The 24860-nt window shown below is 65.7% G+C and carries 23 protein-coding genes; 9 read left to right on the top strand and 14 right to left on the bottom strand.

The window, feature by feature from the left end; genetic code table 11:
* The first annotated feature begins 1 nt into the window (after position 1).
* Together CH286_RS19880 and CH286_RS19875 are read left to right on the top strand one after the other, a co-directional pair.
* A complete protein-coding gene (locus CH286_RS19880; RefSeq protein WP_217902942.1) occupies positions 2 to 757 on the top strand; it encodes an LppM family (lipo)protein in 756 nt (251 codons plus the stop codon).
* Positions 754 to 1923 (top strand): glycosyltransferase, encoded by a 1170-nt coding sequence (locus CH286_RS19875; RefSeq protein WP_094610176.1) that lies wholly within the window; start codon positions 754 to 756, stop codon positions 1921 to 1923. Before CH286_RS19880 ends, CH286_RS19875 begins: the two co-directional genes overlap by 4 nt.
* Positions 1924 to 1928: 5 nt before the next feature.
* Here CH286_RS19875 and metF read toward each other — a convergent pair whose 3' ends face one another.
* The gene (metF, locus tag CH286_RS19870) at positions 1929 to 2855 is read right to left on the bottom strand and encodes a methylenetetrahydrofolate reductase [NAD(P)H] (protein ID WP_032403941.1); all 927 of its coding nucleotides are present in this window, start codon (positions 2853 to 2855) and stop codon (positions 1929 to 1931) included.
* Between the two features lie 197 nt (positions 2856 to 3052).
* Between metF and CH286_RS19865 the strand changes: the two genes are divergently transcribed.
* A complete protein-coding gene (locus CH286_RS19865) occupies positions 3053 to 4162 on the top strand; it encodes a polyprenyl synthetase family protein (RefSeq protein ID WP_141215879.1) in 1110 nt (369 codons plus the stop codon).
* A gap of 11 nt (positions 4163 to 4173) precedes the next feature.
* Positions 4174 to 5757, top strand: a complete 1584-nt coding sequence (gene crtI, locus CH286_RS19860) for a phytoene desaturase family protein (RefSeq protein ID WP_255182713.1) — start codon at positions 4174 to 4176, stop codon at positions 5755 to 5757.
* 108 nt (positions 5758 to 5865) lie between these two features.
* Here crtI and CH286_RS28280 read toward each other — a convergent pair whose 3' ends face one another.
* Positions 5866 to 6015, bottom strand: coding sequence for a hypothetical protein (locus CH286_RS28280; RefSeq protein WP_254925410.1), 150 nt, complete (start codon positions 6013 to 6015; stop codon positions 5866 to 5868).
* Here CH286_RS28280 and CH286_RS19855 point away from each other — a divergent pair.
* Complete coding sequence (locus CH286_RS19855) at positions 6005 to 7561, top strand: alpha-(1->6)-mannopyranosyltransferase A (protein WP_242640170.1); 1557 nt, start codon at positions 6005 to 6007, stop codon at positions 7559 to 7561. The genes CH286_RS28280 and CH286_RS19855 overlap by 11 nt on opposite strands.
* 10 nt (positions 7562 to 7571) lie before the next feature.
* Positions 7572 to 8537 carry a phytoene/squalene synthase family protein gene (locus CH286_RS19850; protein WP_094610174.1) on the top strand — a complete coding sequence of 322 codons (966 nt, stop codon included), beginning with the start codon at positions 7572 to 7574 and terminating at the stop codon, positions 8535 to 8537.
* Here the strand turns inward: CH286_RS19850 and CH286_RS19845 are convergent.
* Positions 8534 to 8905, bottom strand: coding sequence for an Rv2175c family DNA-binding protein (locus CH286_RS19845; RefSeq protein WP_032403938.1), 372 nt, complete (start codon positions 8903 to 8905; stop codon positions 8534 to 8536). The genes CH286_RS19850 and CH286_RS19845 overlap by 4 nt on opposite strands.
* Positions 8906 to 9108: 203 nt before the next feature.
* Here CH286_RS19845 and pknB point away from each other — a divergent pair, with 203 nt between their 5' ends.
* Complete coding sequence (gene pknB / locus CH286_RS19840; protein WP_094610173.1) at positions 9109 to 11097, top strand: Stk1 family PASTA domain-containing Ser/Thr kinase; 1989 nt, start codon at positions 9109 to 9111, stop codon at positions 11095 to 11097.
* A 19-nt stretch (positions 11098 to 11116) separates the two neighbouring features.
* Here pknB and CH286_RS19835 read toward each other — a convergent pair whose 3' ends face one another.
* The gene (locus CH286_RS19835; protein WP_032379057.1) at positions 11117 to 12502 is read right to left on the bottom strand and encodes a class II 3-deoxy-7-phosphoheptulonate synthase; all 1386 of its coding nucleotides are present in this window, start codon (positions 12500 to 12502) and stop codon (positions 11117 to 11119) included.
* Positions 12503 to 12547: 45 nt separating this feature from the next.
* On the bottom strand, positions 12548 to 13039 hold the full coding sequence (locus tag CH286_RS19830; RefSeq protein WP_032379547.1) for a polyadenylate-specific 3'-exoribonuclease AS: 492 nt from the start codon (positions 13037 to 13039) through the stop codon (positions 12548 to 12550).
* An 80-nt stretch (positions 13040 to 13119) separates the two neighbouring features.
* Here CH286_RS19830 and CH286_RS19825 point away from each other — a divergent pair, with 80 nt between their 5' ends.
* Positions 13120 to 14415, top strand: coding sequence for a glycosyltransferase 87 family protein (locus tag CH286_RS19825; protein WP_441347128.1), 1296 nt, complete (start codon positions 13120 to 13122; stop codon positions 14413 to 14415).
* A gap of 5 nt (positions 14416 to 14420) precedes the next feature.
* Here the strand turns inward: CH286_RS19825 and CH286_RS19820 are convergent, their stop codons facing one another.
* The 6 genes from CH286_RS19820 to CH286_RS19795 all read right to left on the bottom strand — a co-directional run bounded on the left by CH286_RS19820 (position 14421) and on the right by CH286_RS19795 (position 19131).
* Complete coding sequence (locus tag CH286_RS19820; protein WP_032379058.1) at positions 14421 to 15149, bottom strand: lysophospholipid acyltransferase family protein; 729 nt, start codon at positions 15147 to 15149, stop codon at positions 14421 to 14423.
* A gap of 178 nt (positions 15150 to 15327) precedes the next feature.
* Positions 15328 to 16302, bottom strand: a complete 975-nt coding sequence (locus tag CH286_RS19815; RefSeq protein ID WP_032404044.1) for an ROK family protein — start codon at positions 16300 to 16302, stop codon at positions 15328 to 15330.
* Between the two features lie 64 nt (positions 16303 to 16366).
* On the bottom strand, positions 16367 to 16819 hold the full coding sequence (locus tag CH286_RS19810; RefSeq protein WP_094610172.1) for a hypothetical protein: 453 nt from the start codon (positions 16817 to 16819) through the stop codon (positions 16367 to 16369).
* 76 nt (positions 16820 to 16895) lie between these two features.
* Positions 16896 to 18137, bottom strand: a complete 1242-nt coding sequence (locus tag CH286_RS19805; protein ID WP_255182721.1) for an ArsA family ATPase — start codon at positions 18135 to 18137, stop codon at positions 16896 to 16898.
* Positions 18138 to 18169: 32 nt separating this feature from the next.
* Complete coding sequence (locus CH286_RS19800; protein ID WP_032379060.1) at positions 18170 to 18604, bottom strand: SRPBCC family protein; 435 nt, start codon at positions 18602 to 18604, stop codon at positions 18170 to 18172.
* A gap of 134 nt (positions 18605 to 18738) precedes the next feature.
* Positions 18739 to 19131 (bottom strand): hypothetical protein, encoded by a 393-nt coding sequence (locus CH286_RS19795; RefSeq protein ID WP_032379061.1) that lies wholly within the window; start codon positions 19129 to 19131, stop codon positions 18739 to 18741.
* Positions 19132 to 19334: 203 nt separating this feature from the next.
* Here CH286_RS19795 and CH286_RS19790 point away from each other — a divergent pair, with 203 nt between their 5' ends.
* The gene (locus tag CH286_RS19790) at positions 19335 to 21143 is read left to right on the top strand and encodes an AMP-dependent synthetase/ligase (protein ID WP_094610170.1); all 1809 of its coding nucleotides are present in this window, start codon (positions 19335 to 19337) and stop codon (positions 21141 to 21143) included.
* Positions 21144 to 21168: 25 nt separating this feature from the next.
* Here CH286_RS19790 and CH286_RS19785 read toward each other — a convergent pair whose 3' ends face one another.
* The 3 genes from CH286_RS19785 to CH286_RS19775 are packed head-to-tail and all read right to left on the bottom strand — an operon-like array spanning position 21169 to position 24776.
* On the bottom strand, positions 21169 to 22293 hold the full coding sequence (locus tag CH286_RS19785) for a glycosyltransferase family 4 protein (RefSeq protein ID WP_032403934.1): 1125 nt from the start codon (positions 22291 to 22293) through the stop codon (positions 21169 to 21171).
* Between the two features lie 23 nt (positions 22294 to 22316).
* On the bottom strand, positions 22317 to 23690 hold the full coding sequence (locus CH286_RS19780) for a hypothetical protein (RefSeq protein WP_094610169.1): 1374 nt from the start codon (positions 23688 to 23690) through the stop codon (positions 22317 to 22319).
* A 30-nt stretch (positions 23691 to 23720) separates the two neighbouring features.
* Entirely contained in the window at positions 23721 to 24776 is a 1056-nt protein-coding gene (locus tag CH286_RS19775) for an NlpC/P60 family protein (protein WP_441347131.1), read from the bottom strand.
* Between the last annotated feature and the right edge of the window lie 84 nt (positions 24777 to 24860).

Raw genomic sequence — 24860 nt, 5'->3', positions numbered from 1 at the left:
GATGCCCTGGCACGATGTCGCTGTGCAGTCGACATCGCGAACATCTCACCGAACCCACCGCCGCAGAGTTCTCTCGGTGGTCGCACTGGCGCTGCTGGTCGCGCCGCTGCTGGCCGGGTGCCTGCGGGTACAGGTCACGATGGGGGTGTCGGCGAACGACCGGGTGGCGGGCCAGATCGTGGCGGCCAGCGTGCCGACATCGGACTCCGATACCGGCCCGGAGCTGGTGGTTCCGTCCTCGATCGAGGACAAGGTGCGCGTCGAGCCGTACAACCAGGACGGATACGTCGGCTCACAGGCCATTTTCGACGATCTCTCGTTCGGCGATGTGCAGACTCTCGGGTCCATCTTCCAGAACGCTGCCGGATCGTTCCAGCTGGAGCTGCAGCGCTCGGGTGACACCGTCACCCTGGCGGGCAACGCGGACCTGTCCTCGGTTCCGGCTCAGGGTTCGGACGTGCAATTCACCATTGCATTCCCTGCCCGCATCGGAACCACGAACGGCACCCGCGAGAGCGACAACTCCATCTCCTGGAAGTTGCCGGCAGGCGAAGTGACGTCGGTGCGCGCCGAGGTCAACTACCCCGATCCCAACACCAGAAGCTTCGCCGGCTGGGCGGGCATCGTCGGTGGTGTGACCGTCGGCGTCGCGGCCATCATCGGAGCCATGGCCTGGGTCTCGCGCAACCCACCGCTGCGCAATCGGCAGCCTCGAGGACCCGAGGCGGACAGTCCGACCGACAGAACGTCGGTGTGACCGACCGACTCCTCGCACGAACGACGGCGACCGCCTCCGTCCTGGCAACGGCGTCGGCCGCAGTGTCGCTGCTCAATGCGCGCTTCACGCCCGGCTTGCGAACTCCGGATCGGGACATCACCGAACGGATCGTCGTCTGCATTCCCGCCCGTAACGAGGTGACGACACTGCCCTCGTTGATCGGCGATCTCACCCGTCAGCGATCGTGCACCGATCTGCACGTCATCGTCCTCGACGACGACTCGAGCGATGGAACGGCGTCGGCTGCCCGCACGGCCGCCGCCGGTGACCCGAGAATTCGCGTCGTGACCTCCGATGCCGCTCCCCCGGTCGGCTGGACCGGCAAGGCCGCCGCCTGCGCCGAGCTGGCGAGACTGGCCGACGAAGGCGACGCACAGGCGTCGCTGATCATGTTCGTCGACGCCGACGTGCGGCTCGCGCCCGATGCCGTGGCGGCCGCTGCGGGGACGCTACGACAGCAGGCTGCGGCGCTGCTGTGCCCGTGGCCCGAACAGCTGGTCGGCAGTGTCGCCGAGCGACTCGTTCAACCGCTGCTCGCCTGGTCCTGGATGTCCACTCTTCCCGTGCCGCTGGCCAACTCGATGCTGCTGCCCTCGATGGCAGTGGCGTGTGGTCAGTTCATGGCATTCGACGCCGCCGCTTATCGCGCCATCGGGGGCCACGGCTGCGTCGCGGCCAGCGCAACGGAGGATCTCGATCTGGCACGCACCCTGCGCCGGCAAGGCATGTCGACGGTGGTGGTGTCGGGAGCGGGGTTCGTCAGCTGCCGGATGTACCAGTCGGTTGTCGACCTGCGGTCCGGGTACAGCCGGTGGCTGTGGAACGAGTTCGGCGGCCCGGTCGGTTCGGCCACCGCCACAGTGGCGTCGGCCGCGATCTACCTGGTGCCGCCGATAGCGGCACTCACGGCTTCGGGATCGGTGCGTCGCATCGGCTGGGCCGGATACCTCGCGGGCACCGTGTCTCGAATGGCCGCGCGTCGACGCGAATCGGGACCGCGGTTCGGCGTCTACGACGTGGTGGACGCTGCGCTGCATCCGGTGTCGATTCTCGCCTTCACCGGGCTCGTCGCGGAATCGCACGTTCGCAGGCAACGCGGATCGTTGATGTGGAAGTCTCGCCCCTCGCCCTCACCGCAGCACTGACGCGGCTACACCCGCGCGGGCGCGAGACCCAGGTTGCACAACACCTCACGGGTGGCGCGGGCAAAGTTCAACGTGATGAAGTGCAAACCGGGTGCACCTTCGGAGATCAGCCGCTCGCCGATGTTCGTGGCGAGTTCGATGCCCACCTCTCGGACGGCGGCGCGATCCTCTTCGGGCCCGGATCCGGCTGCGCGAGTGAACTTCTCGTCCAGGGAGGACGGCAGCGTGGTGCCCGAGAGCTCGAGCATCCGGCGAACCGACCGGAGTGAGGTGATGGGCATGATCTCGGGGATGATCGGCTTTGCACCCTGCTCGGCGTCGTACGCAGACACCCGATCGCGCAGACGCAGATAGTCGTCCACATCGAAGAACATCTGGGTGATCGAGTACTCGGCCCCGGCACGGAGCTTGCCGACCAGGCACCTGGTGTCCTGTTCGAGGTCGTCGGCGCGGTGGTGTCCTTCGGGGAACGACGCCACTCCGACGTGGAAGTCGCCGAGATCGCGCACCAACCGAACGAGTTCCTCCGCGTACTCGACGCCGTCCGGATGCTTCTCCCAGTCACCGAGCGGATCTCCCGGCGGATCTCCGCGCAGCACGAGGATGTTGGTGATGCCGCGGTCGGCGTATGACCCGACCATCGACCGCAACTCGTCGACACTGTGCGAAACGGCAGTGAGATGCGCCACAGGGAGCAGCGTGGTCTCCTCCGCAATCTGCCCCGTGACGCGCACCGTTCGGTCACGCGTCGAGCCTCCGGCACCGTACGTCATCGATACGAAGGCGGGGGCAAGCTGCTCGAACTCACGGACTGCACGCCACAACCTGGCCTCGGCTGCAGCATCGCGCGGCGGCGAGAACTCGACGGAAAACGGGATTCTGGCGTCCGGTTCAGTGCGCAGTCGGTCGACGATGGACGGCGTGTTCGTCACGAACCCTCGGCTCGCCCGCCCCCGGACTGATTCTTCGCTCACCCGAAGATCATAGGTTGCGCGTCGGACAGCCCGTCGGGCCTCCCGGGCGTCGGTGTTCGCTGCACGTCGGCGCACGGGTGTGGGCGGCTACTAGTCTGGGAACCATATTCCGACGCACCCACCGCACACCTTGGAGGATCGTCCTGTCCGGAGACTTGTCCTCGCCCGTCGTCGACACCCCCACCGCTGCAATAGGACCGGAGGCGCTGCGTGCTGCCGTGGACGCGAAGCTCGCCGAGTTCTTCGCCACGCGCCGCGAGGTCGTCGACACCGTCGGCGGTGGCTACCCCGCAGCCGTGGCAGATCTCGAAGCGTTCGTGCTGCGCGGCGGCAAGCGCATGCGCCCCGCGTTCGCCTGGACGGCATGGCTCGGTGCGGGTGGCGAACCCACCGGTCCGCGATCCGACGCAGTGCTTCGGGCCTGCTCGGCGCTCGAACTGATTCAGGCCTGTGCCCTGATCCACGACGACATCATCGATTCGTCCAGCACCCGGCGAGGCTTTCCGACCGTGCACGTCGGCTTTGCCCAGCGACATCGGGACGCGGGCTGGTCCGGCTCCTCGAACCACTTCGGCGAGTCGGCGGCCATTCTCGTCGGTGATCTCGCCCTGTGCTGGGCCGACGATCTACTCCGCGAATCGGGCATCGACAACGACGCGGCACGCCGGGTCCAGCCGGTGTGGTCGGCCATGCGCACCGAGGTCCTGGGTGGCCAACTCCTCGACATCGAGGCCGAAGCAGGCACCGACGAGGGGGTGGCGGCTGCAATGCGGGTCAATCGTTTCAAGACCGCCGCGTACACGGTGGAACGACCGCTGCACCTCGGCGCAGTTCTTGCGGATGCCGACGAAGACCTGATCGCTGCCTATCGCAGCTTCGGGGCCGATATCGGGATCGCGTTCCAGTTGCGCGACGACCTGCTCGGAGTGTTCGGCGATCCCGAGGTGACCGGCAAGCCGTCGGGCGACGACATCACCGAGGGCAAGCGCACCGTGCTCATCGCGTCGGCACTGAAGCACGCCGACGAGAACCGGCCCGATCTTGCAGCCATGATCCGGGCCAGCCTCGGCACCGAACTGGACGCCGAGGCAGTGGCCGATATTCGTTCGATTCTGGTCGAACTCGGAGCAGTCGACGCCGTCGAACGGCAGATCGACGAGCTCGGCGCTCGGGCGGTTGCGACCCTCGACAACAGTTCGATCGAGCCGGCCGCTGCCGCGCACCTGCGCGCCATGGCAACCGCCGCAATCAAGCGGCAGTACTGAAAGTGAGCGTCATGTCTTCGATTCGCACGGTCGCCGGACCCACCGACCGGGTCGTCGTGGTGGGAGCCGGATTGGCTGGATTGGCTGCCGGTCTGCATCTGCTCGGAGCAGGCAAGAAGGTCACCATCGTCGAACGAGACGAGACCGTGGGCGGCCGAGTCGGGGTGTATCCGGTGTCCGACACCGACGGCTCGCATCTGTACGACATCGACAACGGCGCAAGCGTGTTGACCATGCCGAACCTGGTGCTCGAGGCTCTGGCCGCGGTAGGTGCCGATTTCGAGTCGACGACTCCGCAGATCCGGCTCAGGGCGCTGTCGCCGTCTTATCACACGCGGTACGCCGACGGTACGTCGATCGATGTCTACTCGGACCCGGAGGCGATGGCGGCCGAGGTCGAACGGACCTGCGGGCCCGCCGAGGCGCAGGGATACCGCAACCTGCGTCGGTGGCTGGCCGACATCTTCGATGCCGAGTTCGACCGGTACATCGACTCGAACTTCGATTCCCCGCTCGATCTCGTGGGTTCGAAGGCCGCCGTTCGCGACACCGCCACGCTGATCAAGCTGGGCGGCTTCGGCAGACTCGGACCGCGTGTCGACAGGTTCCTGAAGGACACCCGACTCCGCCGGGTCTTCACGTTTCAAGCGCTCTACGCAGGCATGGCACCGCAGAAGGCTCTTGCGGTCTACGGGGCCATCGCACACATGGACACCTCGCTCGGCGTCTTCTTCCCCGAGGGCGGCATGGCGGCCATCGCCAGGGCCATGGCCGACGCGTTCGTCACCGCGGGCGGAACACTCGACCTCGGCACCGAGATCGTCGACATCACCGTCGACCGCGGGCGTGCCGACTCCGTGCTGACCGCAACCGGCCATCGAATCGCCTGCGACGCACTCGTTCTCACCGCAGACCTGCCCGTGGTCGATCGACTCCTGGACCGGGCGTCGGTGTCGAAGAAGGGCAGGCACAACGGCTACGGCGTCGTCTCACCGTCGGCGGTCGTCGCGCACGGAACCGTTCCCGTCGAACAGACCGCGAAGTGGCCCGCTCGCGCGCATCACACCATCGACTTCGGCGACGAATGGGCCGAGACGTTCCGGAGGATCACCGCCAAAGCGGGCAAGGGATCGTTGATGGCCGATCCCTCGTTGCTCATTACCCGGCCTTCGGTGAGCGATCCGAACCTCGAAGTGGTGCGCGGCGGTGTTCGCAGTGAGCCGGTGTCGATATTGGCACCGTGTCCCAATCTGGACAGCGCCCCGCTGGCGTGGGCGGAATTGGCGCACCCCTATCTCCGCGAAATACTGACGACGATGGAGGGTCGCGGGTACACGGGACTTCTGGACGGATTCGTTCTCGACCACATCGACACACCCGAGACCTGGGCGCAGAAGGGCATGATCGAAGGATCGCCGTTCTCGTCCGCTCACGTGTTCCGGCAGACCGGACCGTTCCGACGCAAGAACATGGTCGCCGGACTCGACAACGTGGTTCTCGCCGGCTCCGGTACGACGCCGGGTGTGGGCGTTCCGACGGTTCTGGTGTCGGGAAAGCTCGCCGCCGAACGGGTGACAGGACGCTCGGGGCGGTAGCTTCGTTCGATTCACTGCACGGACCAACTAAGCTGAACGCGATCGTTTGCCGGTCGCGTTCATTGCTGCGACCATGATCGTTCGGCGTCGGGCGAAAACGCATCGGCTTCAGATGTGGATCGCGAACAACAAATTCGTTGCAGAGGAGGAGTAGGCGGCAATGTCTTCGATTTCGTCGCACTCCACCTCCGAGGATCGATCGTCGGACGACGCCTCCGCGTCGTCGACCTCACCACGACCGTCGAGAATGACCGCCACGGGAAACTTTCTCCGCAGCCCGGAGGGCAAAGCGGCAATCCTCGGTGTTGTCGGGGCCGTCTGCATCACGTTCGGCGGGTTCGGCGCAGGTAGCGTGCGCCGACGCGATCCACTGCTCGAGGAGATGCACCTGTCGTGGCTGCGATTCGGCCACGGATTCGTACTGTCGACCATCATCGTCTGGGTCGGCGTACTGCTGATGATCACCGCCTGGGTCCGGCTCGGGCGAGCGACCCTGCACGGTCGCACCACGGTCGGCGAGCTCAGGTGGATCGTTCCGGCATGGACGGCACCGCTGTTGCTGTCGGTACCGATGTTCAGCCGCGACGCCTACTCCTACCTGGCTCAGGGTGCCCTGCTCCGTGACGGTTTCGATCCGTACGGCGTTGGCCCCGTTGCCAATCCGGGGGTTCTGCTCGACAACGTCAGCAATGTCTGGACCACGACGACGGCCCCCTACGGCCCCCTGTTCCTGCTACTCGGGCGCGGTATCACCACGTTGACGGGCGACAACGTCATCGCGGGGACCATGCTCCTGCGCCTGACCATGCTGCCCGGTCTGGCGCTGATGATGTGGGCGGTTCCGCGGCTGGCAAAGCACCTCGGCGGCCGAGCGACCACGGCTGTGTGGCTCGCAGTGCTCAACCCCTTGGTCCTGATCCACCTGATCGGCGGGGTGCACAACGAGTTGCTCATGGTCGGCCTGATGACGGCCGGCATCGTGTTGGCCCTCGAACATCGCCACGTGGCAGGCATCGCGCTGGTGGCGATCGCGGTGGCGATCAAGGCGACCGCCGGCCTGGCACTGCCCTTCCTGGTCTGGATCTGGATGTTGCACGTACGGGACAAGGCCCGCGCCGAAGGTCGAACGCCGCCCTCGCCGGTGCTGGTGTTCACGAAGACCGCGGGTATCGGAGCCTCGGTCTTCGTTGCGGTGTTCGCGGTCTCTTCGCTGGTCGCCGGAGTGGGAATCGGGTGGCTGACAGCGCTCTCGGGATCGGCGAAGATCATCAACTGGCTTTCTCTGCCCACGATTCTCGCGCACCTGGTGACCGTCGGTACCTCCTGGTTCCTCGATCTTCGACTGGACCCGGTTCTCTACGTCATGCGGCTGCTGTGCTCGATCGCCCTGGTGGTCATCCTCGCTGCAGCCTGGTGGTGGGGCCGCAAGTCCGAGCGAAACGCCGTCAAGGGCATTCTGATCGCCCTCGTCGCCACGGTCGTTCTCTCCCCCGCTGCCCTGCCCTGGTACTACTCGTGGCCGCTGGCGATCGCCGCCGGCTTCGCACTGTCTCGAACGACGCTCATGGTCCTGACCGGGCTGTCGACATGGCTCATGCTCGTCTTCCAACCCGACGGCGCCATCGGCCTGTACAACATCGTGCACGTGGCACTGGCCGTCATCGCTGCCGTGGTTGCCGCCCTCGCGTTGACGCGCGTCGACCCGCTGCGTTTACGATCGGACCGATCCAGGGAACACCGTGCCGTGCCGAACGCGCCCAAGAACACCGCACCCGAACCATCCGGAGACGAGTCCACGTCATGAGACTCCCGCGATGAAGGAACTGGACGGCATCGATCCGGCGCTGCACGAGGCGTACCGAATCTGTCGCGAGCTCAACGCCCAGCACGGTAAGACCTATTTCCTCGCCACCCGCCTGCTGCCGACGGACAAGCGCGCAGCAGTGCACGCGCTGTACGGATTCGCCCGCATGGTCGACGACATCGTCGACCTCGAAGGCACCGACATCGCCGTCGGATCGGACGAGCTCAACGCTCGCCGCATCGTCGAGCTCGACGCGATCGAATCCCGAGTACGCGACGCCTTGACCGGGAAGCCGTTGCCGCACAGCGTGACCGACCAGGTACTGAGCGCACTGTGCGACACCGTGTTGCGGTACGACATTCCGCACGACTACTTCTTCGCGTTCATGCACTCGATGCGCATGGACATTCCTGGCAGCGATGTGTTCGTCTCGCGCTACCGGACGATGGAGCAACTGCGCGAGTACATGTACGGCTCCGCTGCGGTCATCGGACTGCAGATGTTGCCGATCCTGGGAACCGTCGTCGAACGGTCCGAGGCCGAGCCTCCTGCCGCAGCCCTGGGCGAGGCGTTCCAGCTGACGAACTTCATTCGGGACATGGGCGAGGACCTCGATCGCGATCGAATCTATCTCCCCACCGACGAGCTGGCTGCCTTCGGAGTCGACGAGGAACTGCTCCGGTGGTGTCGCACGACGGGCAGTGTCGATGCCCGGGTCACCCGAGCTCTCGCGCACCTGATCGCCGTCACCCGCTCGATCTATCGCACGTCCGATGCCGGTATCGACATGCTCGACCCGCGAGTGCGTCCGTCGATGCGTACGGCGTCGATTCTCTACGGCCGGATTCTGGACGAGGTCGAGTCGCAGGGCTACCGCGTGCTCTCCCAGCGGGCGACGGTGCCGCAGTGGACTCGAGCTCGAATCGCACTTCCACAGTTCGCGGTCACCGGCTTCAAGCGTGCGACCGTTCGCTAGAAGGCCATGGCCTGTGCGCGCCTGATCACTTCCCGCATCAGATCACCGTGCAATGCGGCCACGGGCGCACCGGGCAAGCTCTCGTCTTCGGTGAACAGCCATCGCAGGATTTCTTCGTCCTCGTAGCCGCCGTCGTGCAGCACGGCCAACAAGCCGGGCAGACCCTTGACGATGGAGCCCGTCCTCGCGTCGAGGAACTGCTCGGGAACGCCGGGCACACGCGAACGCTTCAGAGCCAGCAGCTGGCGGTCTCGAACGAGCTGCTCGACGCGGGTCTTGGGGACGTCGAGGATCTTCGCGACGTCGGCGAACTGCAGCAAAGACACCGACGGATCGAGCACGTCGTCGGCATAGGGAATGGCACTCACGCAGGTAACGTTAACGGGTCCGGCGTCCAGACTTCAAAAACGGCAGACCCGGCAGGGACAGCACGACACGATCGCCGATGGCCGGTCGACGCACCGATACGATCGGCGTCGTAGTTCCGCACAGAAGAGGTCCGGCACCGAAGCGGACAGCACAGCAGCCAGAGCAGTGGACGACGAGAGGAGGTTCGGTGATACCGGGTTCGATGCTCGATCGTCGATACCGTATCGACGGGCCGATCGCACGGGGCGGTATGTCGACGGTCTATCGCGGCCTCGACACCAGGCTCGATCGCCCGGTCGCGGTGAAGATCATGGATCCGAAGTTCGCCGAGGATCCGCAGTTCGTCCAGCGATTCGAGTTCGAGGCACGGGCCGTGGCCAGGCTCAGCCATCCAGGCCTCGTCGCCGTGTACGACCACGGGCGGGACGGCGAGCACGCCTTCCTGGTCATGGAACTCGTCGAGGGCGGAACCCTACGCGAGCTCCTGCGTGAGCGTGGCCCCATGCCACCACACGCGGCAGTCGCCGTCGTTCGGCCGGTTCTCGAGGCGCTCGCGGTCGCCCACCGAGCAGGATTGGTGCACCGCGACATCAAACCCGAGAACATTCTGATCAGCGACGACGGCGACGTGAAGATCGCCGATTTCGGACTCGTGCGTGCCATCGCAGCCTCGACGGTCACGTCCAGCAGTGTGATTCTGGGCACCGCCGCGTACCTGTCTCCCGAACAGGTCACCACCGGCTCGGCGTCCGCGAGCAGCGACGTCTACGGCGTCGGGATCGTGCTCTTCGAGCTGCTGACCGGACGCACCCCGTTCACCGGCGACACCTCGCTGTCCATCGCCTATCAGCGCATCGACAACGACGTACCGCTTCCCTCCACCTTCATCGCGGGCGTTCCGCCGCAATTCGACGAGGTGGTTCAGCACGCGACCGTCCGCGCCCCGGAACACCGGTATCGCAACGCCGACGACATGGCGCGCGCGCTGCGCGGGGCCGCGTCGGCGCTGGCGCTGCCCGACTACCGAGTACCCGCGCCGAAGCGGTCGGCCGAGCATCTGAGCTCCGCGGCCGCAGGAGCACCGACGACGGTGGCCGGTGATCGTGCGCCGTCCGCTCGCACCCAGGTGGTCCAGGATTCCCCGCCCCCGCCCCCGCCCCCGCAACACGGGGTGCACCACACCCGTGTGGTCACGTCACCGACCTCCCGCGGTGTCGAGTACGCCCCGGAAGACGACGATGCGCCGCCCGCCGAGCCACCTGCGACCGGCCGAGGGCAGTACCGTTTCCCGGACTTCGAGGCGGATCGACAGCGCTCGCGCCGTGCGATCGTCATCTGGCTGCTCGTCGTCGCCCTGCTCGCCGTGCTCGTCGGCTTCGGCGGCTGGTGGATGGGGTCAGGTCGTTACACCGCCGTCCCGATGGTCGACGGGCTCGACACCACCGGTGCCACCAGCGCCGTCGAGGCCGCCGGACTGGAGGCGGCGGTGCGCGGAACCTACTCCGACTCGGTGGACACCGACCTTCTCATCGGCACCGACCCCACCGGTGGATCACGAATCGCCAAGGGCGACACAGTATTTCTGCTGGTTTCATTGGGTAGCCCGAGTGTCCCCTCGATCGACGCGAGCGCGTCCGTCGCCGATATGGAACAGCAACTCCGCGACCGGACCTTCACTCCCGTCGACGGCGGCGAGGCCTTCAGCACCACCGCTCCCATCGGCGGGGTCGCAGCACTGGACCCACCACCGGGCACTGTTCTGACCACCGGAAGCTCGGTGACGGTACTGCGCAGCAAAGGCGCACCGCCGGTCGAGGTGCCCGACGTACGCGGCCAGAGCGTCGACCAGGCCCGCACAACGCTCGAATCGGTGGGAATCACCGTCGGCGAGGTTCGGGAGACGTTCGACGACGAGACCGACGGCGGCAAGGCAATCGGAACGACTCCGGAAGCCGGGCAGACGGTCAGATCGGGAACCACCGCCGTGCTCGAGGTGTCCAACGCCGTCACCGTGCCTTCGCTGCTCGGGCGTTCGGTCGGTTCGGCGCGTACCACGCTCGCAGCCCTCGGCCTGACCATCGACGTCCGTCAGGTGGTCGACACGGACGGCTCGCTGGTGATCACCCAGAGCCCCGGAGCCGGTTCCCACGTGGAACCGGGCTCCGAGGTGATGGTCGTCTCGCTGCCCTGAGCCGGATGTAGCGACCGAATCAGTCGCGGAGCATCTCGGCTACGAGGAAGGCCAGTTCGATGCTCTGCTGCGTGTTCAGCCGCGGGTCGCAGGCCGTTTCGTAGCGGCCGGCGAGGTCCAGATCGGAGATGTCCTGCGCGCCGCCGAGGCACTCGGTGACGTCGTCGCCGGTCAGCTCGACGTGGATTCCGCCCGGATGCGTACCGAGACCGTTGTGTACCTCGAAGAAGCCCTGCACCTCGTCGACGATGCGATCGAAGTGCCGCGTCTTGTATCCGGTCGACGCCTCGTGGGTGTTGCCGTGCATCGGGTCGCACTGCCAGATGACCTGGTGTCCGGTGGCCTGCACCTTTTCGATGATGGCAGGCAGGATGTCGCGGACCTTGCCGTTGCCCATGCGCGAGATCAGCGTCAGACGGCCCGGCTTGTTGGTCGGGTCGAGGCGCTCGACGTACTCGACGGCCATCTCGGGGGTCGTCGTAGGTCCGATCTTGAGACCGATCGGGTTCGAGATCAGCTCGGCCAGGGCAATGTGCGCCCCGTCGAGCTGGCGGGTGCGGTCGCCGATCCACAGGAAGTGAGCCGACAGGTCGTACAGCTTGGGGTGATCGTCGGTGTTGTCCAGGCGCAGCATTGCCCGCTCGTAGTCGAGAACGAGCGCTTCGTGGCTCGCGAAGATCTGCGCTGTGTGCAGGTTGGGGTCGGAGACGCCGCAGGCATCCATGAACCGCAGCCCGCGATCGATCTCACCCGCGAGCGCCTCGTAGCGCGCACCGGCAGGCGATTGCGCGACGAACTCTCGGTTCCAATCGTGCACCTTGTGCAGATCCGCCATGCCCGCGCCGGTGAGTGCGCGAACCAGGTTCATCGCGGCACTGGCGTTGGCGTAGGCGCGCACCAGTCGCGACGGGTCGTGGCCGCGGACGCTCTCGTCGGCCACCAGCGAGTTGATCATGTCGCCGCGGTAGGACTGGAGACCGAGCGCATCGATGTTCGACGAGCGCGGCTTGGCGTACTGTCCGGCGATCCGCGCCACCTTCACCACCGGCATGCTCGCTCCGTAGGTGAGCACCACTGCCATCTGCAACAGCGTGCGGATGTTGCCCTTGATGTGAGGTTCGGTGTTGTCCACGAACGTCTCGGCGCAGTCGCCGCCCTGCAGCAGGAAGGCCTCACCGCGCGCAACGGCAGCAAGCTTGTCCGACAACGCCTCCACTTCACCGGCGACGGTGATGGGCGGAACACTCTCGAGCACCTTGCGCATGTCCGCTGCGTGCTCGGGGTCCCATTGCGGCTGCTGCGCAGCCGGCTTGGCCAACGCATCGTCCAATCGAGTGCGCATCGTCGGCGACAACGGCGGCAGGTCGGGCAAGCGATCGATGGGTACGTCGACAGTCCAGTTCACGGGTACAGGATATTCGCACCACTGTCATCGCAGGACAACGGGTGTTCACCCGCGGTGCGAGTACTCCTCGATCGCCTGGAACTTCGCCAGATTGTGCCGTGCATCGGCCAGTGCATCGTGCGCATCGTCGGGAACCGACGGCAGCTCGGGGCTGCCTCGATCCTCCCAGTGCTGGCGCAACTCCCGGGTGAACCGCGGCAGAGAACGGGGCAGCTCGGTCATCGAACCCCACAGCTGACACAGCGCTACGTGATCGTACGCAGCCACCCACGCCCACAATTCGACCTCGGCACCGTAGTGCGGCACCAGGAACTCGAGTAGTTCGTCCCGGATTCGAGACCGACTCATCCACAGCGGTGACGAGTACGGTGGCAGCTTGGGCAGCACGTTGCGCCGAACCCAGCGGCCTGCGCGCTCGGGATCGAACTCGGAGGACACCGCATAGAATTCGCGACCGTCCTCCGAAACCACACCGATCGAGACCAACTCGATTGTGCGACCATCCTCGATGAACTCTGTGTCGTAGAAGTAGCGCACGCGGCTCACCCTAGCGCGTGCCCCGACACCTCCCCACGTACCGGTAGTCCGAATCCGAACAGCCCCGAAAGGCCCACGTTGTGACATCGCCCGACACCAACCGTCCGATCGCCGAGGCATCGGAGCCGGCCGGGCCGACGCCACGTCGGTGGCCGTGGTGGGCTACCGCGTCGAGCAGGATCGTGGTCCTGATCGCCGCCGCGGTCGGCGTCTTGTTCCACCTGAACGGCTTTCCGGGTCTGCGGGCTCTCGGCGAGCACTACCGACTCGATCTGGACGTGTATCGACTCGGTGGTCAGGTGTTCGCCGAGGGCGGGGACCTCTACGGGCAGTTGCCGCCGATCGCGACCGGTACGACCCTGCCGTTCACTTATCCCCCGATCGCCGCGGCGATCTTCAGCCCGTTGTCGTCGGTGTCGCTGTACGCCGCGTCGATCGCGGTCACGGTGCTGTCCATGCTGCTGCTGCTGGTCACCGTCGTAGTCACCCTCACCTCGCTCGGACTTCGTCCTCGCACGCTCGTGTGGTGGACTGCCGGAGCAGTGTTCGCGTTGTCGGTGCTCGTACTGGAGCCGGTCACCTCGACGCTGAACTACGGACAGGTCAACATCGTGCTGATGGCGTTCGTGGCACTCGACTGCCTGCCGAAGAAGACTCCGTGGCCGCGAGGGGTTCTGATCGGTCTCGTGGCCGCCGTCAAGCTCACTCCCGCCGTGTTCGTGTTGTTCTTTCTGTTGCGCAAAGACTTTCGCGCCGCTGTGATCTCGGTTCTGAGTTTTGCCGTGTTCACCGCAATCGGCTTCGCGCTGACGTGGTCGGACTCGGTGAAGTACTGGACCGAGACCATCGTCGATTCCGACCGGATCGGTGGCCCGGCCTACCCGCCGAACCAGTCGATCACGGGCGTACTCGCGCGCCTGGGATTGGACGAGCTGCCCCGGTCGATCCTGTGGATCGCATTGTCGGTGGTGGTACTCGGCATAGCGGCAGTCGCAATGCGAAAGGCGTTCGCGGCCGGGCAGATTGCGCTGGCCCTGACGATCAACGCCATGTTCGGCCTGCTGGTCTCACCGGTATCCTGGTCGCATCACTGGGTGTGGGCGGTTCCGTTCACCATCGTGCTGGCCGTCCTCGGCTATCGCCGCCGCAGTGCATTGCTCCTGACTCTGGTTGCGGTCGGACTGGCGCTGATGGTGTATCCGCCACATTGGAAGCTCGGCGAGGGACGATGGAGCGGGCTCGGCTGGCCGTTGCTGGACCAATTCGCGGCCTCCGCCTACGTGTGGTGGGCTCTGGCGTCGATCGTTGCCCTGGCCGCGATCGGCTTCTCCGACCGCTCGAACACATCGAACGAAGCCGCTGCGGTTCAGCGATAGCGGGTTCAGCTGGCCTTGGAGTCGGGGATACGGCGCGCCGCGGGAGCCGAATCTTCCACCGGTGCAGCCTTCTTCAGAGATGCGGCGTACACGTCCACGTACTCCTGACCGGACAGCAGCATAAGGTCGTACATCACCTCGTCGGTGACGGCGCGCTCGACGAACCGATTGCCTGCCATTCCCTCGAACCGTGAGAAGTCGATGGGCTTCCCGACGCGGATGGTGACCTTGGCGGGCCGCCAGACGCGCGAACCGATGGGGTTCATCTTCTCGGTACCGACCATCGCGACCGGTACGACCTGAACTCCGGTCTGCAGAGCCAGACGCGCCATGCCGGTCTTGCCCTTGTACAACCGGCCGTCGGGAGAGCGCGTGCCCTCGGGGTAGATGCCGAGAACCTTGCCCGCTTCGATCACGCGAACACCGGCGTTGAGAGCGTCTTGTGCCGCGTCGGCTCCGGTGCGATCGATCGGCACCTGCCCCACCGCAGTGAAGAACCACTTCTGGAAGGCACCTTTGAGTCCGGGACCGGTGAAGTATTCGCTCTTGGCGAGAAAGGTGATGCGGCGAGGCGTTTTCAGCGGGAGGTAGAAAGAATCGAGAACGGCTTTGTGGTTACTCGCCAGAATGACCGGACCGTGCGTCGGAATGTTCTCCGCACCCTCGATCGTGGGCCGACCCAAGGCGATGAGCAGGGGCCCGACGATGACGAATTTGAACAGCCAGTACCACATTGACGCGCTCCCTGATGATGGTCCGGAAATCATTTGGTGCCTGCTCCCGCGAGCGAGAATCGACCGCGGCCGTGCGTCCTGGAACCGTGCCGCGTAGTGAACTGTACCCACGGTTTATGACACCAGCCACATCATCTGCGACTCCGGGACCGAGCTCACACGATATGGGTCGATACGGTCAGCGCACGCCGGTGACGAACTGGGCCCGGGCCAGCTCCGCTGCCCCGATCATGCCCGCCGCTTCGCCCAGTTGCGTACTTCGAATACGAGCCAACGGTCGATGGCCGGTGCCGGTCACCAGCTCCGCGTACTTGTCGGTCGCACGGGCGAGAAACTGGCTCGACGACGTGGCCACTCCCCCGGCCAACACGATCAGATCGGGGTCGTACACGTCACTGACCATCGACAGGCCGACCCCGAGCCACTGCGCGAAATCCTCCATTGTCCGTCGGGCGATCGAATCACCGTCCTGCGCGGCAGTGGCGATCCGACGACCTGTCAACGAGCCTGGATCGAGGAACACCTCACGGGCCAGAGTCGTCGACGACGACGGGTCGGCGGCGAGAAACTCGACTGCGGTATCCACCAGCGCAGTGCCACTGCAGTACCGCTCCCAGCAGCCACGCTTGCCGCAGGGGCACGCCCGGCCGTCCGGAACCACCTGAATGTGGCCGAGCTCGGGTGCCACGCCGTGGCTGCCGCGGTAGATCCTGCCGTCGATCAGCAGCGCAGCGCCGATTCCGGTACCTATGGCCACCATCACCACGTTTCGACCACCGGATGCGGCTCCGAATCGATATTCGGCCCACGCCGCCGAGTTGGCGTCGTGTTCGAGCAGCACCGGCAGTCCGATGCGCTTGCTCATCTCGGTTGCGACGGGGGTGTTCACCCACGGCAGATGCGGAGCGAACCGAACTGTCGTGCGCTCGGAATCGATGAATCCTGCAACCGCGAGCCCGACGGCGGCGATGTCGTGTCGCCCGGCCAGCTCCTGCACGGCACGGTCGAGTCCGCGCTCGAGTGCCCGCGCGGTGTGCGGAGTAGGAGCAGCCGTCGAATCCAGCACTTGCCCCTCGGCGTCGACGACGGAGGCCCGCAGGCTCGTCCCGCCCACGTCGATGCCGACCGTCAGTCGCTGCTGGTGTCGTTTCATTCGTTGATGCCTTTCTCCGCCGTCCCCCACACGGCTGTCACCGATCGATCCGCGCGCTCACCCGTCACGGACGATCCTGCGTGTCCGATCGTGAATTCTTCACTCGAACGGTAATCGGAACGAACGCCGCCCGACGTTCGCCCGGGATATTCGTGTCGACCGACACGTTCGAGAGGTCGACCGGTTCGGTCGACGCTGGGTCCGGCCCGGGCTCTGGCGGAGAGGCTTCCGCGGGAGCCGCGGCGGTGTGACCGGTTCCGGTGTTCGTGTGGTCGGCGAGCAGTTGACGCAGCAACGCGATGATCACCGTGCCCTCGGAGGCCACGAGTTCGACCAGATCGTGCCGCTCGCCGCGCACCAGTGCAGCAAGTGCACATACCGGACACCAACTGCAGCCCTGTTGATCACGTTCCTGCTGAGTCTCTGCAACCCGGCGCAGGATGGGGTCGAGCCGAGTGAGCACGGTGTCGGCCAGGGCCAACAGATCGGCCCCCAGCTCGGAATGCCCGGAGGTCATCGCTGCACCCCGAACGTAGTGAGCGGAGTCGTTACCGTGGCCGCACGTTCTGTCACCGTGGTGGCTACACGTTCTGTCACAGTGGCCACACGTCGGGATTCGGGCGGAAGCGCACCACCAGGCAGGGCCCGTCGAGCTCGGCGGAGTCTGCGATGCACCGACGAAGCACCGACGCCAACCTGATGCGTCGTCGCCTCCCGTCGGCAGTGACTATCAAGTCGTCCTCCACTCGCCCCACACCCAAGGTCGTCGAATCCACTACCGGCAGCAGCATTCTCATCGCATATACGGATTCGAGTCCGCTCCCGGACTCGAGTACCACGGAGGGCTGCTCACCCCGCTCCGGCGCGCGCCGTTCGAGCAAGCTCGGTTCCAGGCGATCGGCCACGTCCTGCAAGGGCCCCAACCCTACCGGTTCACCAGGAACTCGCTCCACCTCCACTATCGGTACGGTGCCGATGCGTCGGCGCAGCTCGGCGACGGCGGCGAGCTGCGTGGCCCGCCAGCTCTCGAACCAGAACACAGCCGGATGGGCACCGACCAGACCGATCGACGAGGAGTTGAGCCCCGGCAGAATCTTGTTGACGAGAACCCGATCGATTCTGATTCCGAGCAGTGCCGCGGCCGACAGTGTTCGCTCGGCATCGACGACCGAGAGCTGTTCGGCAGTGACGACCACGGTTGCGCCGGTGCGCGCAGGGTCGGTGATCAGCGATCGAACCGAGTCGACTTGGGCGAGCACTCGCTCGATCATCGCCACCACGAGCGTGAGCCGCACGTCGGAACCGGTGCCGGCCACCATCCGATCGTGGCGCGGCCAGATCCGCTCCACATACGCGGCCACGGTGTCGGGCAACTGCAGAGTCTTCAACGCATCAGCCGATGCAGGCATGTCCACTATCACTGTGTCCCAGCGACCTTCGTCCACCAGACGACAGATCTCGTGCATCCCCAGCAACTCTTCGATTCCCGGAAAGCCCAGTAGTTCCTCCGGCTCTATCGCCCCGAAGCTCACCCCGTGCTCGTGGCCCGCCGACGCCATGGCCACCACGGAACCGAGTCCTCGATACCGCGCCTCGAGCAGTCTCAGCGTGTCGATCTCGACGATGTCCAGGCCCGCCGTGACGGGTCGGACTCGGGACAGCTCCACGGACTCGTCATCGACAGCGCCGTCGGGCAGGCCCGAAAACGCGTCGACGAGCGACTGTGCCTGATCCACGGAGGCAATCAACACCCGCTGTCCGGCCTTCGCCAGTCGCAGGCCCGACGCCGCCGCCAGCGTGGTTTTCCCCGCACCACCTTTGCCGAGGAACAGCATCACCGTGGTGCGGGGTTCGGTGCGAGCTTCGCTCAGCCTTCGACCCGCTTCTTCAATTCCTTGAGTGCAGTGTCGGTGATGACCTTCTCTGCCTTGCGCTTGAACAGGCCGATCATCGGGATGTTCAGGTCCACGGTGAGCTCGTACGTCACGTCGGTGCCGCTACCGGTTTCGCGCAGCGTGTACGAGCCCTTCTGTGACTTCTGCATTTCACCCGACACGAGGTTCCACGACACGGAGCTGCCGTCGGCGGCCCAGTCGTACTCGAGTTCGTAGGTGTCCTTCACCATCCCGGCGTCCAGCACGAACTTCACGCGCTTACCGCGTCCGTCCGCATCGACGTCGAGTACCTCGACGGACTTCGCGGCCGAGACCCACGTGGGGTACGCGTCGAAATCGGCGATGACGTCCATGACCTGGTTCGGCGGGGCTTCGACGACGATCGATCTCTGGGTTTTCTCCGCCATGACTTCTCGTCCGCTTCCTCTCGGGTACTTCGATCGATTCGTTCGCTGTTGAGCCGTGGAACAGGGGGCAGATCTATCTCACACGATCGATCCGCGGACGCACAATCGCGAACCGGCCGACCGTACCGCGCGGTTCAATCGCGAGCTGAACTCGACGCTACGTGGCTCGGTGCCTCACCCGCAGACCGACCGGCCTCCAGCTCGCGTTTGAGCTCGAAGGTCATGGCGCGGCCCGCCACCCGACGAGCATGCTGCTGCGACGCGATCTCGCCGGAACCGGAGGGCTCCGCATGCAGGAAGTAGTGCACGACGACTCCGTCCAGCGCGGGCTCGAGCCACAGTTCCATCGTTCCGACCACACCGCCGCGCACCGCCCAGCGGATCCCCTTCTCACCCCGGTCCTCGGTGATGGTCAGGTTCAGATCCGGCCACCACCGACGCCACCGCTCGGGTGAGGCGAACGCCTGCGCCACCCGTTCCCCGGGGGCGGCCACGAATGTCTGGTCCGCAACTTGAATACTGCTCATCGACAGAGCTTCACATATCGGGTCGCAGGCCGCGCACGTCACCTCTTTTACGGCTCGTTCCTGCAGGCTCCACTCGAGGTTTCACTGCTCGTTCCTGCAGGCTCCACTCGAGGCGCATTCAAGCGTCCTCGAGCCGGGTCTAGAGTATCTGTGAAGCCGAGCTATCGACTTTCGTTCTCCCAGTTCTATCCGGAGGTAATCCCGTGCGCGAGTACACCGCCGCCGCAAAGTACGCCATCGAGGACACCGACTCGGCTGTCGACACCGTCTTCCTCCGTGCTCGCAACACGCCCGATGCCGTTGTGTTCCGACGGCTCGTGGACGGCAGCTGGACCGACGTCACCGCGGCCGAGTTCGAGCGACTGGTCGTCGGGGTGGCGCGAGGTCTGATTGCAGCAGGCATCGAACAGGGTGATCGCGTTGCATTGATGTCGTCGACGCGGTTCGAGTGGTCTGTCGTCGACTATGCGATCTGGGCCGCGGGCGGGGTGACCGTGCCGATCTACGAGACATCCTCCGCCGGGCAGGTCGAGTGGATTCTCGAAGATGCCGAGCCGGTACTGCTCGTGCTCGAGAACGACGCGCACGTGCAGGAAACGAAAGATGTTGTGGCAGCCGCACAGTCCGTGCGTCGGACGTTCGTGATCGAGTCGGCCGACACCGACACCGCCGCGGTGCAGGCACTGATCGACGGGGGCGCAGATGTCACCGAGGACCTGGTGCACCGACGGGTTTCGGCCTCGAGCTCGTCCGATCCGGCAACGTTGATCTACACCTCGGGTACCACCGGTCGCCCCAAGGGCGTCCAACTGACCCACGCCAATCTGCTCGCGGAGTCTCTCGGTATTCGCGAGACGTCGCTGAAGTCACTGATGACGCAGGGTCGAAGCACCCTGATGTTCCTCCCGCTGGCCCATGTACTCGCACGGGCAGTGAGTATCGCGTCGTTCGACGCCGGGGTCACGCTCGGTCACACCAACGACATCCCGAATCTCGTCGCGACGTTCGGAACGTTCCAGCCGGACTTCATCCTCTCGGTGCCGCGAGTGTTCGAGAAGGTCTTCAACACTGCGAAGCAGAAGGCGCACGCCGACGGCAAGGGCAAGATTTTCGATCTGGCCACCGAATGTGCGGTGGAATGGAGCGAGGCGCAGGACACCGGCGGGCCAGGAATCGTGTTGCGCGCCAAGCACACCGTGTTCGAAAAGTTGGTCTACGGCAAGCTGCGTGCGGCGCTCGGAGGCAAATGCGAACTGGCCATCTCCGGTGGCGCTCCACTCGGTAGCCGGCTCGGCCACTTCTACCGGGGCATCGGCGTGACGATCTACGAGGGCTACGGGCTGACCGAAACCACCGCTGCCTTCGCCGTCAACACCATCGGCTTCCAACGCGTGGGCAGTGTCGGACGTCCGTTGCCCGGCAACACCGTTCGCATCGCAGAAGACGGAGAGATTCAACTGCGCGGGCCGGTGGTGTTCGACGGTTACTGGCGCAACGAGGAGGCAACCGCCGAGTCACTGGACGACGGTTGGTTCCGCACCGGAGATCTCGGCAGCGTCGACGACGACGGGTACATCACGATTTCGGGACGCAAGAAGGAATTGATCGTCACGGCCGGCGGCAAGAACGTCTCGCCCGCCGGTTTGGAGGACCGACTTCGTGCGGGCGCTCTGATCAGCCAGGCTGTTGTCGTAGGCGATCAGAAACCGTTCATCGGGGCGCTCATCACTCTCGACCCGGAGGCGTTCGATCGGTGGAAGTCCGCGCACGGCAAGGCCGCAGACGCCACGGCGGCGGATCTGCAGAAGGACCCCGATCTCGTCGCCGAGATCGATGCTGCCGTCGCCGACGCCAACAAGTCCGTCTCGCACGCGGAGTCCATCAAGAAGTATCGACTGCTCCCCCATGATTTCTCGGAGGAAAGCGGCGAGCTGACCCCGACGATGAAGCTCAAGCGCAACGTCATCACAAAGGCGTACGCCGACGAGATCGAATCCATCTACGCCCGGTGAGGCCAACGGCCTCGAACTACGGACGCTAGATCAACGATCGCAACTTCTCCGTCAGCACGTCCCAACGCCACTCGGCGTCGACCCACGCACGGCCGGCGTTGCCCATCTGCGTCGCCAGCGCGCGATCGGACAGGATTCGCACGATCGCATCGGTGATGCACGAGACCGAAGTTCCGTCGACCACGAGCCCGGTCTTGTTGTGCTGCACAGCTTCCGGCGCACCCCCGGACGTGCCGGCTACGACGGGCACACCGCAGGAAGACGCTTCGAGGTAGACGATTCCGAGGCCCTCCACGTCGAGACCCGCGCCACGGGTGCGGCTCGGCATGGCGAACACGTCGGCGATGGTGTGGTGGGCGGCAAGCTCCGCGGACGGCACCGTGCCGGTGAACACCACGTGCTGCTCCATGCCGGTGGATCGAACGAGCTCGCGCAGAGTCTTCTCGTACGGCCCTCCTCCGACGATCACCAGAACGGCACCGTCGACGGCTCGCCGAATTCCCGGGAGCGCTCGGATCAGGAAGTCCTGTCCCTTACGGGGTACGAGCCGCGAGAGACACAGAACGGTGGGTCGGTCGCCGAGGCCGTAGCGCGCGCGAAGTTCCGCTCGCGCGGCGTCATCGGGGACGAAACGATCCGTATCGACACCGGGCGGCAGGTGCTCGAGGGCTGCGGTCCGACCGAACGCCGAGCTGAACCGACCCCGGGTGTACTTGCTGACGTAGGTCACCACATCGGTGTTCTCGCCGATCGTGCGTAGGGTCGCCCGTCCGCCCGGCACCATCGACCAGCCGACCTCGTGACCGTGCGTGCTGGCCACGATGCGCTCTGCCCCAGCCTTGCGCAGGTGCGACGACATCACGGCCAACGGGGCCGACGCCCCGAACCACACCGAGTCGCACCGATGCGACTTCAGGATTCGAGCTGCCCGGCGCGCCACGAGCGGAGTCGGCAGCATCAGTGTCGTCGGATGCCGGATCACCTCGAACGGCTGCTTGGCATCGAACTTCTCGTGCGAGTCACCGCGCCACCGCGGTGCATAGACCACGAGCTCGTCCGCGGGTAGTTGCGAGGCGAAACTGTGCAGGTATGACTGGATTCCACCCGGGCGAGGCGGAAAGTCGTTCGTCACGAGAAGAGTACGACGCATGGCGTCAACCGTAGCGCTCGAGGTCAGCGCGCCCGATCAGCCACCCAGTTGCCCCACGAGGCGACGAACTGGGTGCGGTCCAATCCCAGTACCGACGCGAAGGCGGCATCGGTGGAGCCGTCCGAGGCAGGTCCAGACGCCAACGCCTCGTACAGCCTGCGCAGTGTCGGCTCGCCGAACCGATCGGCCACGAAGGCGAACACCGACCATGCCGACTCGTAGGCCACACTCGACCGTGCCCCTCCGGCACCGAAATCCTCGTCCTTCGGCAGCACCGTCGGCGGTCCACCCGACGCCACGATCGCGGCGAGGGTAGGAGCGAGCTGCGAAGAATCGGCACCGGAATTGCGGTACCCGGAGTAGTCGGCGAACCCCTCCGCCACCCACAACGCCGTACCGTCCGCCGTCCGCGCCCTGGCCGCCACATGGGTCAACTCGTGCCGCAGAACCGAGCGAACGGTGAACGGCGTCAAGCGGGCCGCGGCATCGGGACCGAACACCACCCGCTGGCCGGTCGGACGCGAACCGTCCCCCGCCACCGCGTCGGACACGGTCACCGCAGCCACGTCCGTCGACGGATCGGATCCGGTCAGCTCGGCGAACTCCTCCGCGGAGGATGCAACGAATACCAGACCGTCTCGCGCCCAGTCGTCTCCCCAGAAGTCGGTGACGGCATCGATTGCCGACGGGAGCTCGGCTGCCAGGGCATCGACGAATTGCTCCCGGTCCGGATGCCCCATGACCACCGATGTCCCCGAAGTCGTGGGAACCGATCGTGTCGTCAACGATCCGAAGTCCCACGGCCCACGCCAGGTGTGGCGTCGATACTCGGGCAGGTCCGCATCGTCGACGAGCCGCCATCGACCGTCCCGCTCGGCTACGACGAGCGAGACCGGCCGACTCGTCGGCGACGCGTCCGGCCCTGCCACGGCGTAGCGCAGATACACCGGCGGTGCCCAGATGTCGGTGGCGTCTAGCGGCTCTGCGATCGAAGGAGGGACCGGTGTCTCCGGCTCGTCGCCCAGGACGTAGCCGAATTCGGAGAACGGTACGCCCGGAACCGACGCGGCCCGACGTACCTGCGCCTCGACGAAATCAGGATCGGCCCGCGGATCCATCAATTCCCGCAGACCGTCGACGTCTCCAGCGCGAACTGCGCCGGCCCATCGGTCGAGAAGGACGGTCACATCGGCGCGGCGCTGCTGATCGTAGGTCGGCGGGGCCTGGCCGACGGACGTGTCGGTCGACGTAGCTCGGGATTCACCGTCAGTGCTGTAGACGTTGTGAAAGACGACCACCGAGAGCGCTACTGCAGCAACGAGAACAAGTGCCGTCCACCGAAGCCGCGCCGATCGGACCAGGAGGCGGATCCCCGCGGGCTGGTTCGGCCCGCTCATACGCGCAGGCGTCGATCGTCGAGGCACACCTCAGTATCGACGCGCCCCGTAGTACGGGAACGATGCCATCGACTGCACCTTGACGGGGACCCCGAATGTCGACGCGTGCAACACGTTGCCGTTACCTGCATAGATACCGACGTGCGAGGCGTCCGGATAGAACAGCACCACATCTCCCGGCTGCAGATCCTTCTGATCCACCGGTGTACCGCCTTCGGCCTGAGCCTGACTCGACCGAGGGAGCGTCTTTCCCACCTGCTTGTACGCCCACACCACCAGTCCCGAACAGTCGAAGCCGTCCGGGCCTGTTCCACCCCAGACGTACGGCTTGCCGATCTGCGTCAGACCGGCTTGCAACGCGCTGGTACCCGACCCTGGCGTCAGATTCTGCAGAATTGTCGTGGGATCGAAACCGTCGGGCAATGCCGATCCAGCGAGCGAGAGCTGCTCGGACGACGACAGCGCGCTGTAGGCGGCCATCACCTCGGCTATCTGGCCCTGCAGTTCGCTCTGCTTGGCCTGGAGATCGTCACTGACCGCTTTGGCCTGCTCGGCCGCGACACGAGCTTGGTCCGCGGCCGTCGTTGCCGCTTGTTCGGCCGCAGCGGCATCCGAACTCGCCTGCTGGAATTGGGCAACCTGGCCTGCGGTCTCGGCCGAGATCACATCGAGAGCCGACATCTGGTCGAGCAGTTGCTGAGGCGAGTCGCTGACCATGACAGCGAAGAGGCGGTTCGTACGCGCGCCCTGGTAGTTGACGTTGGCTACCTTGTCCATGGCCGGCTTGAGCTGAGTCAGCTGCGCCTGCGCTGCGTCGAGAGCGGCGCGGCTCCGATCGACGGCGGCCTGGGCATCGAGCTGCTGCGCAGTCTTGGCATCGAGGTCGATCTGAGCGTTGTGCAGAGATTCGTTCGTCTGCTCGGAATCTCGGGAGAGCTCCGCAAGCTTGGTCTGGGCCTCGGACGCCGAGTCGAATCCCGGTTGAGCGATCGCAGTCTGCGTCGGCACTACGGCGATGCTTGCGGCCAACGCGACAGCAACCACCGAGTTACGGGCCAGCCGCCACACTCGGTTCGATCTCGATATCGCCACGGAAAGCGACTCTCCGTCCTTACATCTGTCGCCTACACGAGGCGACGGTTGGATTAGCAGCCCGGAAACGAACCATAC

This window comes from Rhodococcus sp. WWJCD1, from assembly GCF_002258735.1.
Classification (GTDB): domain Bacteria; phylum Actinomycetota; class Actinomycetes; order Mycobacteriales; family Mycobacteriaceae; genus Rhodococcoides.
Note: the sequence above shows the minus strand (reverse complement) of the source record. Positions and strands in the feature narration are given on the sequence as shown.